The sequence below is a fragment of the Halomonas beimenensis genome, assembly GCF_002549795.1.
Lineage (GTDB): Bacteria > Pseudomonadota > Gammaproteobacteria > Pseudomonadales > Halomonadaceae > Halomonas > Halomonas beimenensis.
This window is the reverse complement of record NZ_CP021435.1, coordinates 1,856,253-1,871,403: the sequence shown is the minus strand read 5'-3', so window position 1 is coordinate 1,871,403 and position 15,151 is coordinate 1,856,253. Positions and strand designations below refer to the sequence as shown.

14 protein-coding genes, 1 tRNA gene and 1 pseudogene are annotated in these 15,151 nt (G+C 68.5%); 5 read left to right on the top strand and 11 right to left on the bottom strand.

Annotation, left to right across the window (positions count from 1 at the left end):
* Window positions 1-71: 71 nt before the first annotated feature.
* Window positions 72-740 (bottom strand): Bax inhibitor-1/YccA family protein, encoded by a 669-nt coding sequence (locus BEI_RS08865; RefSeq protein WP_097789174.1) that lies wholly within the window; start codon window positions 738-740, stop codon window positions 72-74.
* An 88-nt stretch (window positions 741-828) separates the two neighbouring features.
* The gene (locus tag BEI_RS08860; protein WP_097789173.1) at window positions 829-1,275 is read right to left on the bottom strand and encodes an NUDIX hydrolase; all 447 of its coding nucleotides are present in this window, start codon (window positions 1,273-1,275) and stop codon (window positions 829-831) included.
* A gap of 110 nt (window positions 1,276-1,385) precedes the next feature.
* On the opposite strand from BEI_RS08860, the gene BEI_RS08855 reads away from it, so the two are divergent.
* Window positions 1,386-1,475, top strand: a tRNA-Ser gene (locus BEI_RS08855).
* 992 nt (window positions 1,476-2,467) lie between these two features.
* Entirely contained in the window at window positions 2,468-2,707 is a 240-nt protein-coding gene (locus tag BEI_RS08850) for a nickel-binding protein (RefSeq protein WP_097789172.1), read from the top strand.
* A 518-nt stretch (window positions 2,708-3,225) separates the two neighbouring features.
* Here BEI_RS08850 and BEI_RS08845 read toward each other — a convergent pair.
* From BEI_RS08845 to BEI_RS08835, 3 genes are all read right to left on the bottom strand, one after another.
* Window positions 3,226-3,906 carry a metallophosphoesterase gene (locus BEI_RS08845; RefSeq protein ID WP_227644657.1) on the bottom strand — a complete coding sequence of 227 codons (681 nt, stop codon included), beginning with the start codon at window positions 3,904-3,906 and terminating at the stop codon, window positions 3,226-3,228.
* A gap of 68 nt (window positions 3,907-3,974) precedes the next feature.
* Window positions 3,975-4,235, bottom strand: coding sequence for a hypothetical protein (locus BEI_RS08840; RefSeq protein ID WP_097789170.1), 261 nt, complete (start codon window positions 4,233-4,235; stop codon window positions 3,975-3,977).
* A gap of 68 nt (window positions 4,236-4,303) precedes the next feature.
* Window positions 4,304-6,010 carry a potassium/proton antiporter gene (locus BEI_RS08835; protein ID WP_097789169.1) on the bottom strand — a complete coding sequence of 569 codons (1,707 nt, stop codon included), beginning with the start codon at window positions 6,008-6,010 and terminating at the stop codon, window positions 4,304-4,306.
* A gap of 197 nt (window positions 6,011-6,207) precedes the next feature.
* On the opposite strand from BEI_RS08835, the gene BEI_RS08830 reads away from it, so the two are divergent.
* Window positions 6,208-7,380, top strand: a complete 1,173-nt coding sequence (locus tag BEI_RS08830; RefSeq protein ID WP_097789168.1) for an ABC transporter substrate-binding protein — start codon at window positions 6,208-6,210, stop codon at window positions 7,378-7,380.
* Window positions 7,381-7,503: 123 nt separating this feature from the next.
* Here the strand turns inward: BEI_RS08830 and BEI_RS08825 are convergent, their stop codons facing one another.
* The 3 genes and pseudogenes from BEI_RS08825 to BEI_RS08815 all read right to left on the bottom strand — a co-directional run.
* Window positions 7,504-8,283, bottom strand: coding sequence for an alpha/beta fold hydrolase (locus BEI_RS08825; protein WP_097789167.1), 780 nt, complete (start codon window positions 8,281-8,283; stop codon window positions 7,504-7,506).
* Window positions 8,284-8,305: 22 nt separating this feature from the next.
* Entirely contained in the window at window positions 8,306-8,989 is a 684-nt protein-coding gene (locus BEI_RS08820; protein ID WP_097789166.1) for a 7-cyano-7-deazaguanine/7-aminomethyl-7-deazaguanine transporter, read from the bottom strand.
* A gap of 393 nt (window positions 8,990-9,382) precedes the next feature.
* Window positions 9,383-11,308, bottom strand: a pseudogene (locus tag BEI_RS08815) (propionyl-CoA synthetase); the annotation flags it as partial.
* Between the two features lie 305 nt (window positions 11,309-11,613).
* Here BEI_RS08815 and BEI_RS08810 point away from each other — a divergent pair.
* The gene (locus tag BEI_RS08810) at window positions 11,614-11,940 is read left to right on the top strand and encodes an ArsR/SmtB family transcription factor (protein WP_097789164.1); all 327 of its coding nucleotides are present in this window, start codon (window positions 11,614-11,616) and stop codon (window positions 11,938-11,940) included.
* Between the two features lie 119 nt (window positions 11,941-12,059).
* Here BEI_RS08810 and sohB read toward each other — a convergent pair whose 3' ends face one another.
* On the bottom strand, window positions 12,060-13,100 hold the full coding sequence (gene sohB, locus BEI_RS08805; RefSeq protein WP_097789163.1) for a protease SohB: 1,041 nt from the start codon (window positions 13,098-13,100) through the stop codon (window positions 12,060-12,062).
* 128 nt (window positions 13,101-13,228) lie between these two features.
* On the opposite strand from sohB, the gene BEI_RS08800 reads away from it, so the two are divergent.
* Entirely contained in the window at window positions 13,229-13,540 is a 312-nt protein-coding gene (locus BEI_RS08800; RefSeq protein ID WP_097789162.1) for an SCP2 sterol-binding domain-containing protein, read from the top strand.
* 60 nt (window positions 13,541-13,600) lie between these two features.
* Here the strand turns inward: BEI_RS08800 and nudC are convergent, their stop codons facing one another.
* Together nudC and dnaQ are read right to left on the bottom strand one after the other, a co-directional pair.
* Window positions 13,601-14,374 carry an NAD(+) diphosphatase gene (gene nudC / locus BEI_RS08795; RefSeq protein WP_097789161.1) on the bottom strand — a complete coding sequence of 258 codons (774 nt, stop codon included), beginning with the start codon at window positions 14,372-14,374 and terminating at the stop codon, window positions 13,601-13,603.
* Window positions 14,374-15,135 (bottom strand): DNA polymerase III subunit epsilon, encoded by a 762-nt coding sequence (gene dnaQ, locus BEI_RS08790; protein WP_097789160.1) that lies wholly within the window; start codon window positions 15,133-15,135, stop codon window positions 14,374-14,376. Before dnaQ ends, nudC begins: the two co-directional genes overlap by 1 nt.
* Window positions 15,136-15,151: the final 16 nt, after the last annotated feature.

Below are 15,151 nucleotides of genomic sequence, written 5' to 3'. Positions count from 1 at the left end.
AAGGTCCTCGCAGAAACAGGCTGGCCCCGCCGAAGCGGGGCCAGCAAGCTGGACATGCCTCGGCGTCGACGTCAGTCCTGGCTCATGATGCCAAGCAGGGACAGCAGGCTGACGAAGAGGTTGTAGATCGACACGTAGAGGGTGATGGTGGCGAGGATGTAGTTGGTCTCGCCCGCGCGATGCACGATCTCGCTGGTCTGGTAGAGGATCGCCGCGGAGGCGAAGAGCACGAAACCGGCGGACACCATCAGCGAGAGGGTCGGAATCTGGAAGACCAGGGCGGCGACCATGGCGAGGATCAGCACGATCGCGCCGGCCATGAGGAAGTTGGCGAGGAAGCTGAAGTCCTTGCGGGTGATCAGCGCCACGGCGGAGAGGCCGAAGAAGGTCAGCCCGGTCAGCCCCAGGGCGGTCATGATCAGCTGGGCGCCATTGGGCAGGGAGAGGTAGGCGCTGAGGATGGGCCCCAGGGTGAAGCCCATGAAGCCGGTGAAGGCGAAGGTGGCCAGCAGGCCGGCGGCGGAGTTGGCGGTCTTGTGCACCAGGAACATCAGGCCGTAGGCGCCGATGAAGAAGACCAGGATGTTCATCTGCTGGATTCCCAGGGCCATGGCAGAGCCTGCCGTGACGGCGGAGAACAGCAGGGTCATGGCCAGCAGGCCGTAGGTATTACGCAGTACCTTGTTGGTACTGACGGCACCGGTCCGCTGCGTCGTCACTCGAGTGTCTTGGTAAGCCATCGATCCAGAGCTCCCTTTGGTTGATCCTGGCGATGGACACAGGATGCCGTCTGGTGGTTCCCGACGCAAGTGTCGGCCCTGTCGGGGTTCAACGGCCTTTCTTCGCCACCGAAGGCCCCAGCAGTCGCCGCGCGACGGCCAGGGTGGTGTCGGTCACGTCCTCTCCGGCGGCCTCCAGGCCCGCCAGGTCCAGCCAGTGCAGCGACTCGGCATCGTCCCCCGCCCGCGCCGCTCCCTCCTGGACGGCGACACGATACACCAGCAGCACGTAGTGGGATCGCAACCGGCCATCCGGGCCTTCACGATCCATCAGGTCCAGTGCTTCCAGCAACGCCAGGGGGGCGCCCTCGAGCCCGGTCTCCTCCCTCAGTTCGCGGCGCACCGCCGCCTCCAGGGTCTCCCCCGGCTCCACCTTGCCACCGGGCAGCGCCAGCCGCCCCGCCTTCGGCGGCCGCGCCCGACGGACCAGCAGCAGGTGCCCCTGGCGCACGACCGCGGCGCTGACCGCCACCACCGGATGAATGTCATGCCCCATGCCCCATCTCCCGCAAGGCTCGACAGCCACCGAGTCAGGACGATAACACCTTGATCGCAAAACGGTCTTGACCTCCCCGGAAAAGCTGGTAGGATAGCTCGCCGTGAGCCGGAGGGATGGCAGAGCGGTTGAATGCACCGGTCTTGAAAACCGGCGAAGGTTAACGCCTTCCCAGGGTTCGAATCCCTGTCCCTCCGCCACCTTCTTCCAAGGGGATCAGCGACGACGCTGATCCCCTTTCTCGTTTCTGGACGGTCGATGGCTCCGCTCTCTATGACGCCTGCATCCCATGCCGTCATAGGGAGCAGCATAGCCCGGTGCCCAGACGGTTGTATGTCTGCTGTCGACACATTCTGAGGCCAACCAGAATCGAGCCTGGTGAGCCGATGAATGCCACCTTCCTCCGTATCCCCCCAGGGCGCGGCCTACGCCCTGCAGCCCCTCTGCGGCGCCAACCGATCGCCTACCACCTGGGGCGGCGCGGTCACCTGGTATCCCGACGCGTGCGGCTGGCCGACCTGTCTGACGAATCCTGGTGGCAGCCAGGACTCCCCCCGCCGATTTGCGCGTGTACGGCATCTAGGTCACGGATGGGAGATGCCGGGGGTAGCCCAAGATCCCTCGGCACGGTCCGGACAGCTACACCGGATGTCGCATACCCAGGAGGGTCGTCCCTGGTCGGGCGCAGCTCGTGTGCGTCCCGCAGGCGCCATCTTGATCTACTGCGTCGTCCCGCATAAATGACAGGTTGCCGATCCGAATCGACTCCCTCGCGTAGAGGCACAGCCCCAGGAGGCCGATGACCGCCGGCTATGGGAAGGCATGCTCGGGGTCGCTACTCGTGGCCTGTGACCGTCTAGCATGACCTACGGGAACACCATGCCTGGACCAGGGGGTTAGCCACCCAATCCAGGGTGTGGCTAGACTGATGGGAGCGTTGCCATTATTCGGAGTTTACGCCAGCTCCAGGCCGCGAGAAGTCGTTTCCCTTCGCCGCTCAACCTGCCCTGAACGTTAGTGGCCCAATGCTCGGGCTCATATTGTTCCCGCATGCACCCGAGGTGCACTATGATTGAATAAGGAAAGGTGCGCGAATTCGGGGGGCAGGCGGAATCGAACGCTGTTCATTTTCCCGCCGCGAAGCGCTCGAGCGGTACCCGCCCCTCCATCGAGGCGGGAGGAGGTGGCCATCATGCCAAAATTCATCGATTCACATCCCATGAAACCGTTCACGGCCGAGGAGCTGAACAAGTTACAGAATGCCCCAGCGGATGAATTCGGGGTTACACATCACGATATATTGTTCAGCGAAAAGGGCGACAAGATCTTTTGTGTTTTGGACGCCCCGAACGCCGAGGCGGTTCACAAGCACCATGAGAAGGCCGGTATCAGGTGCGACTGGGTGCAGGAAGTAGAATCTACACGCGGGTGATGAAAGCCCGACCGGCCTGGAGCTGACGCTCATTTCAGCGTGGAGCAACATAAGCAGGGCCTTAGCCCTGCTTTCTCCATTCGGCGTATCGACATCCGCTTTGTTGAAACGGATCACCACGCCAGGAAGCCATGCGTTCTTTGGCGTCGATCCCTCCGCGATCGATTCTCCCTTGGGAAGAGGCCACCCCATTCGCCTACCCGCCGTTGATCGTCAAGATCGGAGGCCGACGGTCGAGCGCCTTCCGGGGAACAGTGATGATTCAGCCAATGACGCCTGTCAGGGGCAGTCGTCCTGCACCGCTGCCGGAGCGATACGGTCGCTCACAAATCCTTACAGACCGGGCCTCAACTCCCGCGCCCCCCGGTCGATAGCGAAGGATCGATGTCACATGAATCGCTAATGGAGGAACCTCTTGTCTATCATCGAACTCGGGGTCTGGATGGCCAGCGGCGCGTCTCTGGTCGGCGCCGGCCTGCTCTGGAAGGCGGCCGAGTCCCGGGAATGACCCCGGTCGCTCACTCCCCTCGCCCGCCCCGCCCGGCGGGCGAGTCGTTTCCGGCCAGCAGTTCGGTCGCCTCGACCAGCGTCAGGCGGCCCGAGGCGAAGGCGCCGGTATCCAGGTAATGGACGTTGCCCAGGGTGGTCGGCGCCTCGAGGATGGTGTGTCCCACCACCACGGCATCGATGCCCCGAACCGGCGTGGCGTCCCCCTGTCGGATGCGTCGCCGGCCCCAGAGCAGCGTGTGCCGATCACAGTCGCCGATCTCCCCCCAGTCGTCGGGCGGCTCGGCATGCACCAGGCCGATTAGACGGCCTGCCGCCTCGATCTCCCGCGCATAAGGCAGTCGCCGCAACGCCGACGACAGCAGGCCACGCAGCTCCTGCCGGGGTTCCCGGCAGGCCCAGCCGCCGCCATTGATGACCCACAGGGCCATGGCGTCCCCGCCCTCGGCCAGCGCCGCCTGCGCCATCGCCTCGTGGTTGCCGCGGACGCCGAAGAACCAGGGCGCCAGGGCCAGCGCCAGGCAGTCGCGGGATCGCGGCCCCCGATCGATGAGATCCCCCACCGAGAACAGCCTGTCGCGTTCGGGGGCGAAGTCGACCCCGGCCAGGGCCTCCATCAGCAGGTCGTATTCCCCGTGCAGGTCGCCGACGAAGAAGTCCCGCCCGTCCGGGTTGGCCGGATGATGCCGCACGACGGCATTCTCCTCCCCCTCCGGCCTCGTTGACGCGAGCATGACGACAGGTCCCTTAGGCGGTTGGCTCAGGCCACCCTGGGCCCCGTCGGAGGAGCCGGGACTTGCCGCCCCCCGGCGGCGACCGTCGAAGGCGCCTCCCGGGACAGTTCGTCGACGAGCAGGGTGTACGCCACGCCCTGGACGGCCTCCAGGGGCACCGCGTGCAGTACCCGAACCCGACGATCATCCGCCAGGACGAGGACCTCGCCGCCCCCCGGCGGGGTCAACACCTCGAGGGTCTCCAGCAGGTAGCTCCCGGGGGTATAGCTGACGACGAGGACTTGCATGATTCGGCACCTTCGCGCGACGCATCCCGTGAAGTGTCGACCACCGCGGCACGGTTGTCACGGACGCCTCAGTAGAGGCGCAGACCCACGCGGCTGATGCGGTTGCCGTCCATCTCGCTCACCACCCAATGGATGCCATGCCAGTCCACATCGTCGCCCACCACGGGGTGGCCGCCGACGCGCAGCGAGATGAACTCCGCCAGGGTCATGTCCTGCTCGCCGGGGCTCAGGGTCAGGCCGTAGGCCTCGGCGATGTCGCCGAGCCGGGCCTCGCCATCGAAGTTGAACGCCCCGAAGAAGGCGCTCTGGCGCTTCAGGGTGGCGTCGCCGTTGAACAGCCGATTGAGGGCCGGAAGATCGTCGGCTCGGCCGATCACGCAGAGCACGTCGCCCCGGCACAGCCGGGTGCTGCCCTGGGGATGGAGCATGCCCCCGTCGCGGAACAACGAGGCGATCATGGCCCCGGACGGGAAGCGCAGCAGACGAATCGGCACGTCCTCCAGGTCGGCGCTCTCCACCCTGTAGACGAACATCTCGTAGTCGTCGTCGGTCCTGATCCCCAGGGGCCCCCGCCGGACGGGACTGATGCCGGGCGGCACCTCGACCCGCAGGCGCCGAGCCATCCAGGGCAGCGTGCCCCCCTGGATCAGCAGCGACAGCAGCACCACCGCGAAGGCGACATTGAAGTAGAGCGAGGCGTTCTCGACCCCGCCGATCACCGGAAAGATGGCCAGCACGATGGGCACGGCGCCCCGCAGGCCCACCCAGGCGATGAACGCCACCTCCCGCCAGCGGAAGCGAAAGAACGGCAGCAATGCGACCAGCACGGCCAGCGGCCGGGCCACGAAGATCAGCGCGAGCGCGACCTCCAGGGCCGGCAAGGCATAGACCATCATCTCGCTGGGGTTCACCAGCAGCCCCAGCACCAGGAACAGGCCGATCTGGCTGAGCCAGGCCAAGCCGTCGTGGACGGGCAGGATGAAGTTCAGGTGACGCCCGGGCCGATTGCCGATCATCAGCCCGGTGAGGTAGATGGCCAGGAAGCCGCTGCCGCCGAGGGCGCTGGTCAGGCCGAAGACGCAGAACCCCAGTGCCAGGGCCAGCAGGGAGTAGAGGCCCGCCGCCAGGTCGAGCCAGGCGAGCAGGCGGGCGATCAGCCAGCCCGCCCCGAGCCCCAGGGCGATCCCCAGGCCGAACTGCTGGAGGAAGAACAGGCTGGTGGCCAGCCAGCCGCCGATGTCGCCCACCAGCATTTCCACCAGCATCAGGGTCAGGAAGATGGCCATGGGGTCGTTGGTGCCGGACTCGATCTCCAGCGTCGCCCCGACGCGCTCGTTGAGGTTGATGCCCCGCCCCCCGAGCATGGAGAACACCGCGGCGGCATCGGTAGAGCCGACGATGGCCCCGACCAGCAGGCCCTGCACCGGGCTCAGCTCGAAGACCCACATGGCGATCGCGCCCACCAGGGCGCTGGTGACGAACACCCCCAGGGTGGCCAGCGACAGCGCCGGCTTGAAGCCCACCCGGAAGGTCTTGAGGCGCGTGCGCAGCCCACCGTCGAGCAGGATCATCGCCAGGGCCAGGTGACCGATGAGGAAGGCCAGGGGATAATCATCGAACTGGATGCCGAGCAGGCCTTCCTCGCCGGCCAGCATGCCCAGCCCCAGGAAGATGAGCAGCAGCGGCACGCCCACCAGGGTGGAGAGCCGGCTGGCCAGTACGCTCAGGGCGATGAGGAAGCCGCTGAGCAGGAAAAGGGTGTTGATCGAGTCCATGGCGTCCTGCCTCGGGAGATGCCCCGCAGTATCGCATGCCGGGCGACCGCTCGCGATGCGGGGGAGCGCGTTGAGCCCCGCGCTGGCCAGGCGAGCCCTGTCGTCGCTAGACTAGCCGCGTCCTCCCCGGAACCGAGCCCCAGGCCGACACGCCCTGTCGGCCCCGGCTCCCGGGAGCCATCGCTGGAGTTACCGTCATGCCGTCATTGTTCCGCCATCCGGGTCGGTTCCGCCCCCTGCTCGTCCTCGCCGGGGGCCTGCTGCTGATGCCACTGGCCGCGGGCGACCAGCAGGCCGAGCCGCCGGCGTCCGGCTACCCTCCCCTGGGCACCGAGGTCATGGTCCCCGAGATGGGGCTCCCCCCCGCCGAGGATCCGCTCGCCCTCTTCCGGGAACTGCCCAGCGGCCCGGCCGTGGACACGCCCACCCGCCCCACGGCCCCGGCCGTGGCGGCGGGGTCGGCGGAGCCCATCGCCCCACCGCCGGTGAACCGGCTCACGGTGATGCTCGACTGGTATCCGAGCCCCCGCCATGCCGCCCTCATCGTGGCCCGGGAACGCGACCTCTTCGCCAGCCGCGGCCTGGAGGTCGACCTTCGCACCCCGGCCGATCCCGACGTCCCCACCAAGCTGCTCGCTGCCTCCCGGGTGGACCTGGCCCTCACCCGCCAGCCCCTGCTTCACCTGCTCGTCGACCGGGGCCAGCCCCTGGTTCGGGTCGCCACCCTGGTGGGGACGCCGATGACGGCCCTGGTGATGCGGGAGGACGCCGGCGTCGAGAACCTGGCGAACCTGGCCGGCACCCGCGTGGGCCACGCCGACCTCGATGGCGAGGCGGTGCTGCTGGCCAGCCTGCTGGCCCGGCACGACCTTCCCCGGGAGGCGCTGGACAGCCCCGACCTGCATTTCCGCCTGGAGCAGGCGATGCGCGAGGGACGCGTGGACGGCATCATCGGCGCCGTGCGTCACCTCCTCCCTCGAGCCCTGGCCGACGAAGGGCTGGCCACCGTCAGCGTGCCCTCCGAGCGCTTCGGCGTGCCCCGCCACGATGGCTTGATCCTGGTGGCCAACCGCGAACGCCTCGCCCGCCAGGGCGAGGCCATCGCCCGCTTGGTCGATGCCCTCGAGGAAGCCACCGCCTGGATCCTCGAACATCCCGAGGAGAGCTGGCCGCTGCTGGCGACCGCCGAACCCGCCCTGGACACGCCGGCCAACCGCGAGGCCTGGCCGGAAGTCCGCGCCCGGCTGAGCCTGACCCCTGCCGCCCTGCACCCGCGACGCTATGCCGAGTTCGAGCGCTTCCTGGTGCAACAGGGCATCGTGACCGCGGTCACCCCCGTGGAACGGCTGGCGATCGATCCCAACCGCTAAGGCAGGGTGGATGAGCGCCGGCGCCTCCCCCGATTCCGCCCCGGCCCCCAGCCGCCGCATCGCTGGGTCGGCAGTGCCCGCGGCGCGGGCATGTCCGGCCCAGGACCGCGGGACGGGCAGGGATCACTCCGGCTGACGCGCCAGGAAGGCATTGATCACGGCCTGGAAGGCCTCGGGGCTCTCGGCGTGCAGCCAGTGACCGGCGTCCAGGGTCTCGATCTCGGCCGAGGGCAGCACCTCGCGAAGCACCGGCAGCATGGCATCGGTCACATAGCGGGAACGGGCGCCACGCACCACCAAGGTCGGCCCCTCGAAGGCGCCTTCCCCGGCCGGGGCGGCCATGATCGCCTCGTAGTCCCCCTCGATCTCGTCCAGGCCGATGCGCAGCCGCAGCCGCCCTTCCTCGCCCCGCTCCAGGTTCGTGGCGAGGAAGAGTCGAGTCCCGCGGTCTTCCACGTGCTCCGCCAGCAGGGCATCGGCTTCGCGACGGTTGGCCGGCCGCCCCGCCTCCACCCGGCGCAGGGCGGCGAAGACGGCGTCATGGCCATGGCCGTAGGCCTGGGGGGCGATATCGGCGACGATCAGCGAGGCCACCCGCTCCGAGGCCAGGCGGGCGATGCTGATCGCCACCTTGCCGCCCATGGAATGGCCCAGCAGGTGGACCCTCGGCACGTCCAGGCGGTCCAGCAGGGTCAGGACATCTCCGGCCTGGGCCTCATAGGTCATGCCCGCCGCGTGGGGCGAACGCCCGTGGTTGCGCAGGTCCACGGCGATGACCCTGCGCTCGGCCTGCCACTGCTTGACATGGGAGCGCCAGTTGTCGGCGCTGCCCAGCAGGCCATGGATCACCACCAGCGGCGTGCCGTCGCCGCCGGTGTCGTGGTAGTTGAGGGCGATGGGCATCGGGGCCTCCTCGTCGTCGGGATCAGTAGCGGGCCTGGGCCTGTTCCGGGGCCAGGTCGGCATCGCCGGTGGCCGCCACCAGCCGGCGGGTCAGCCAGCCGAGCAGCACGCCGTAGAGCGGCAGGAAGAATGCCAGGCTGATGCCCAGCTTGATGCCGTAGTCCACCCAGGCGATCTCCGGCCAATGGGTGGCCATGAAGGCGTCGGGGCTGCGGTGGAAGGCGATGGAGAAGAAGGCGAAGGTATCGGCGAGGTTGCCGAGCAGGGTGGACAGTGCCGGCGCCACCCACCAGGCACGGAGCCGGCGCAGGCGGTCGAAGACGGTGACGTCCAGCAGCTGGCCCAGCACGTAGGCCATGAAGCTCGCCAGGGCGATGCGGGCCACGAACAGGTTCCACTCGCCCAGCGCCGCCAGGCCGGCGAAGCCGCCCTGCGGGAAGACCACCGAGACCGCGTAGGAAATCACCAGGGCGGGGAACATCACGCGCAGGATGATCGCCCGGGCCGGTTCCTTGCCGAACAGCCGCACCGTGAGGTCGGTGGCCAGGAAGATGAAGGGAAAGCTGAACGCGCCCCAGGTGGTGTGCAGCCCGAAGAGGCTGAAGGGCAGCTGGACCAGGTAGTTGCTGGCGGCGATGATCAGGATGTGGAAGCCGACCAGCAGCATCAGGCAGCGGCGGGTCTGGGCGGCGGACAGCACGAACATGAAACACCTTTTTCGCGGGAGGGGTGAGGGAACCCTCGTCGGACGGATGCCGGGAACCCGGCGCGGCGGCGCGCATTATACGCCGCCGTCCGCCGGGACCCAACCGCCCGGGCTCGCTGCCAGGACACTCGCCGCGGAACAAGGCACAGAGTTCAGGTGACAGGGCGACGGCGTCGCCCCGGGCGGCGCCCGCCACCGCCGCCCCGCTGCCCCGCTGCCCCGGACGGCCCGCGCCTAGGCGCCGGTCGGGTTTGACCAATCGTCACGAGAGTCACGGATTTCGAGTCAAATTCATCGATCGAGGCGAATAGCGCGATATTTAACGAGATGGATCGATGAAGTTGGCCGACAACCCGGGATTCGCAGTAGATCGGCGTTAAGCCCGACAGGCGCCTAGACCTGTCGCGCCTGCTCCGAACTGCCCAGCGCCCGGGCCTTCATGGCCTCGTGGACATCGGACAGGCTGGCCGGGTCGTCGATGGTCGAGGGGACGCCGAACTCGGCCCCGTCGGCGATATGGCGCAGCAGCTTGCGCAGGATCTTGCCCGAGCGCGTCTTGGGCAGCCGGTCCACCACCAGCACCTGCTTGAAACAGGCCACCGGCCCGATGCGCTCCCGGACCCGGGCGACGAGCTCCTGCTCCAGGGCCAGCTCGTCGCCGTCGAAGCCGTCCTTGGGGATCACCAGCCCCACCGGCACCTGGCCCTTGAGGGCATCGTGGATGCCGATCACCGCACACTCGGCCACCGCCGGATGGCCGCCGACCACTTCCTCCATCTCGCCGGTGGACAGGCGATGCCCGGCCACGTTGATGACGTCGTCGGTGCGCCCCATGATGAACAGGTACCCGTCCTCGTCCAGGTAGCCCGCATCGCCGGTCAGGTAAAAGCCCGGGAAGGCGGCCATGTAGGCGGCATGGAAGCGCTGGGGGTCGCGCCAGATGCCGGCCAGGCAGCCCGGCGGCAGGGGTTGCTTGATGACCACGCTGCCCTGATCCAGCGCCGGGGCGTCCTGCCCTTGCCGATCGAGGATGCGCACGTCGAATCCCGGAACGGGCACCGTCGCCGAGCCGGCCTTGGTCGGCATGGGTTCCAGCCCCTGGAGATTGGCGGCGATGGGCCAGCCGGTCTCGGTCTGCCACCAGTGATCGATCACCGGCACCTCGAGCAGGTCCTCCAGCCAGTGGAAGGTCGGCGGATCCAGGCGCTCGCCGGCGAGATACAGGGCCTTCAGGCTGGAGATGTCGTGCTCGCGAAGGTGCGCGCCGTCGGGGTCCTCCTTCTTGATGGCCCGGAAGGCCGTGGGCGCGGTGAAGAAGGCCTTGACGCCGTATTCCGCGATCAGCCGCCAGAAGGCCCCGGCGTCCGGGGTCCGCACCGGCTTGCCCTCGTAGACGACGGTGGTGCAGCCCCGCAGCAAGGGGCCGTAGACGATGTAGGAGTGCCCCACCACCCAGCCCACGTCCGAGGCCGAGAAGAACACCTCCCCCGGCGCCATGTCGTAGACGGCTTCCATCGAATAGTGCAGGGCCACGCCGTAGCCGCCGGTGTCCCGCACCACGCCCTTGGGCTTGCCGGTGGTGCCGGAGGTATAGAGCACGTACAGGGGGTCGGTGGCCCTGACCGGGACGCAGTCGGCCGGTGTCGCCTTCGCCGTCAGCTCATCCCAGTCATGGTCGCGGCTGCCCAGCTCGGCCCGGCACTGCTCGCGCTGCAGCACCACGCAGGCCTCCGGCCGGTGGGCACTCTGCTCGATGGCCGCATCCACGATCGGCTTGTAGGGCAGTACCTTGTCGACCTCGATGCCGCAGGAAGCCGCCACGACCACTCGAGGCTCGGCATCCTCGATCCGGACCGCCAGCTCGTGCGGCGCAAAGCCGCCGAACACCACCGAGTGCACCGCGCCCAGGCGCGCACAGGCCAGCATCGCCACCAGGGCCTCGGGCACCATGGGCATGTAGATGATCACCCGATCGCCCTTCTCCACGCCGAGGTCACGCAACGCCCCGGCGAAGGTCGCCACCCGATCGAGCAGCTCGGCATAGCTGAGGCGCCGCTTGGTGCCCGTGACCGGGGAGTCCCAGAGGATGGCCGCCTGGTCGCCGCGGCCTTGCTCGACATGATGGTCGAGGGCCGCATGGCAGAGATTGAGCTCCCCATCCGGATACCAGCGAGCATGACCCTGGTCGTCATAGGTCAGGACGGTATCCGGCGCCTTGAACCAGGGCAGGCGACGCGCCTGGTCGGCCCAGAAGGCCTCGGGAGACTCGATGGAACGCCGGTATTCGCTGCGATATGCGGACATGGAGAACCTGCCTCTTGTGTCGTTGCTGGCTTGATTGTTGACACTCTAGAACAATCCCGCCACCAAAACCTCAGACAAACGGCTAATCTTCGACAAAAGGACGATCGCAGCGAGAACATTGTCGACAAAAGTGGCAGGTGGCCGCATCGCGTCCCGGTGCCCCGCAACACTCTGCGCTATAATTGAGTAATGACTGAATCAGAGAAGACAGCACGGCCCCGCACCGGTGGGTCCAGGTGCGGGCCCATCCGACGACCCAGGGCCTGAAACGGCGACGGACGGCCGCGACCAGTCGCCCTGACAGCGTGGGGGTTAGCATCATGGGCAACACGCAAGGCCAGCCATTGCGGCTGCTCGACGGGGGAGAGGCGGTGATCGATCAGGCCAGCGCCCTCCTCAAGGCCATGGCCAACGACAACCGCCTGCGGATCCTGTGCCTGCTCGACGGCACGGAACTGTCGGTGACCGAGTTGAACCAGCGCCTCGCCCTGAGCCAGTCGGCTCTTTCCCAGCACCTCGCCATCCTGCGCCGCGAGGAGCTGGTGAGCACGCGACGGGCCTCCCAGACCATCTACTACTCGCTCAACGGGGACCGGGCCCGCACCATCCTGGAGGCGCTGGACAGGCTGAACCTCTCCGGGGCCTGAGCGGCGGGGGATCCCCCCGGCGCCATGACGAGGAGCTCACCCCGTTCCCGATCGAACTCACGGGGCGCGGCCCTGCCGACCGGACCGGTCATCCTCCCGCAGAGGACATCCGCCGGGGCTCAGCGCCTCTGCCAGCCACAGGCCTCGAGCACCTCGAGACCGCGCTCGAGGCCGCGCTCCACCCCATGAGACACCGCCATCCCCATGCGCTCGGCCAGGGATTGCCGACGCTCCAGGCGCAAGGACACCACGCGGGCCTCCTTCATGCGCGCCACGAGATAGGCCTCGCTGGTCCCCAGCTCGTCCACCAGGCCTCGTGCCACGGCGTCCTGGCCGTACCACACCTCACCGGTGGCCACGGCCTCGATGTCGAGCCCCGGGCGCCGTCCGGCCACGTAGCGCTTGAACAGGCCATGGATCGTCTCGAGATCCTCGAGGAACTTCTCTCGCCCCTCCTCGGTATTCTCGCCGAGCACCGTCAGGGTGCGCTTGTAGCGGCCGGCGGTCAGCACCTCGACGTCGATGTCATGCCGCTTGAGCAGGCGATGCAGGTTGGGCAGTTGAGCCACCACCCCGATGGAACCGAGCACGGCGAAGGGCGCGGCCCTCAGCCGGTCGGCACAACAGGCCATGAGGTAGCCGCCGCTGGCCGCCACCTTGTCGACGCAGACGGTGGTCGAGAGCCCCGCCTGGCGGAGACGATCCATCTCCGCGGCGGCATGGCCATAGGCATGCACCAGGCCGCCCGCGGACTCCAGCCGGACCACCACCTCGTCGCCGTCGCCGGCGACATCGAGGACCGCCGAGACTTCCTCGGCGAGACGCCCGGCGGCGCTGGCCTTGAGGTCTCCATGGAAGTCGATGACCCAGACCACCGGCGTCTTCTCCTGGCCTTCGGCGTCGCGTCCCTTGCCGCGGGCCTTGTCATCCCGGCGGAAGGCCTTCAGCAGGCGCTTGCGCGCCCCGGGTTCGCTGGCGGCCAGCTGGAGCCGGCGGCGACGCCGACGGCGGGTCTCGTTGAGCTCCTCCAGCTTGAGGCGGACCCGCTCGCCCTCGGCGGTCCGCGCCCGCATCACCAGCATCACGGCCAGGGTGACGACGGCCACCACCGCCACCAGCTGGGCCAGGAACATGCCGTACTCCGTCAGCCATTCGTTCACCGGGCGTCTCCCTCGAGGTGATTTGCTCCATCCTGCCGTCGCCGGAAGACGGGAACAAGGCGACTTGATTAAAACGATTGCTTTAAATAGGCTCGGTCGCTCGACTCACACGACCCGCGGAGACCCCGATGTCCGACACCACCCTCGACAAGCTCCATGCCCGCTTCGATCCCCAGGCCGCCCGGGGTATGGACGAGGTCTTCCAGTTCCACTTCAGCGACGCCGGGGACTACCACCTGGTGGTCCGGGATGGCCGGCTCGAGGTATGCGAAGGCAGCCACGAGGACCCTTCGGTCAGCCTGAGCCTGAGCACCGAGACCCTCAAGGGCGTGATGAACGGCGAGATCAGCGGCATGAGTGCCTTCATGAGCGGCCGCCTCAAGGCCACCGGCAACGTCATGCTGGCGACCAAGCTGGGCAGCCTCTTCCCCCGCCCCTGAACCGCCCCCTCCCGCCATCGGGTCAGCCCCAGACAAGGCCCGAAGCCACCAGCGCCTGACTCAGGCCCGGGCGCCCACCTCGGCCAGATGGGTCTCGATCAGCCCCCGGGAAATCGAGTACGGGGGCGGCAGCCGCGGCAGCCGGCGCGGCGAGAACCAGGCCGCATCGCTGATCTCCCGGCCGTCGATGCGGATCCGCCGGCTGGCGGCCTCGGCGAAGAGCCCCAGCATCAGCGAATGGGGGAAGGGCCAGGCCTGGCTCTGGAAGTAGCGAAGTCGCCCCACCGTCAGGCCCACCTCCTCGAACACCTCGCGCCGCACCGCCTCCTCGGCGGACTCTCCGGGCTCGATGAAGCCGGCCAGCGTGGAATAGCGCCCCGGCGGGAAGCGAGGGCTTCGCGCCAGCAGCAGCGACTCGCCGTGGGTCACCAGGGTGATGATGCACGGCGAGATCCGCGGATAGTTGCGGTGCCCGCAGCGCTCACAGTGCATGGCGAACTCCCGGTCGAGCCGCGATGCCGGGGCCCCGCAGCTCCCGCAGTAGCGGTGATGGCGCAGCCAGGCCCCCACCTGCAGGGCCGTCGACACCAGCGGGAACCAGGACTCGGGCAACCGCTCGAGCCAGGCACGGCCATCCGGCCAGTCCTCGCCGGGGATCTCCTCCAGCGACAGCGCCACCGGCGCCTCCCGCCACCAGCACAGCGGCTGCATGGCCGGGGTCCAGGGCTGCGTCGGCTGCAGGGGGCCGCCGTCCGGCCCCGGGGCGATTCGCCCCCGGGCCAGGCGGATCACCCGCCCGGCCGGCTCGTCGGCGGGCAGTTCCCGACGCAGCATCAGCGCGAGGCCTCGTGACCGGGCCAGTCCGCCAGGCCGTCCCATCGGCACTCCCCCGCCGCCTCGCGGATGACGGCGAGCTTGTCGCGATGGGCCTGCCACTCCGCCTCGTCCGGCGGCTGCACCCGCAGCCGTCCCGGCTCGAGGGCGATCCGCCGCAGGGCCAGGCCCCCGCCGGCCTCGGCCCGGTCGTCGCCGCCGGCCTCCGCGTCCAGGGAGAGCGCCGTCTGGCCGCCGGTCATCGCCAGGTAGACGTCGGCGAGGATCTCGGCGTCGAGCAGGGCCCCGTGGAGCACGCGGTGGCCGTTGTCGATCTCGTAGCGCTTGCACAGGGCATCGAGGTTGTTGCGCTGCCCCGGATGCTTGTCCCGCGCCAACTGCAGGGTGTCGAGGATGCGGCAATGGGCCGCCACCGGGCCCAGCCGGGGTTCCCCGCGGGCGGCATTGAGCATCCCCAGCTCATGATCGATGAACCCCACGTCGAAGGGCGCGTTGTGGATCACCAGCTCGGCGCCCTCGATGAAGGCCCAGAAGTCATCGGCGATCGCGGCGAACACCGGCTCGTTCGCGACCCGCTCGTCGGTGATGCCGTGGACCGCGATCGCCTCCTCGTCGATGGGACGCTCGGGGTTGATGTACTGATGGTAGGTGTTGCCGGTCAGCCGGCGGTTGACCATCTCCACCGCCCCGATCTCGATCAGGCGATGGCCGTCCTTGGGATCGATGCCGGTGGTCTCGGTATCCAGGATGATCTGGCGCATGGGTCGCCCCTGTTGT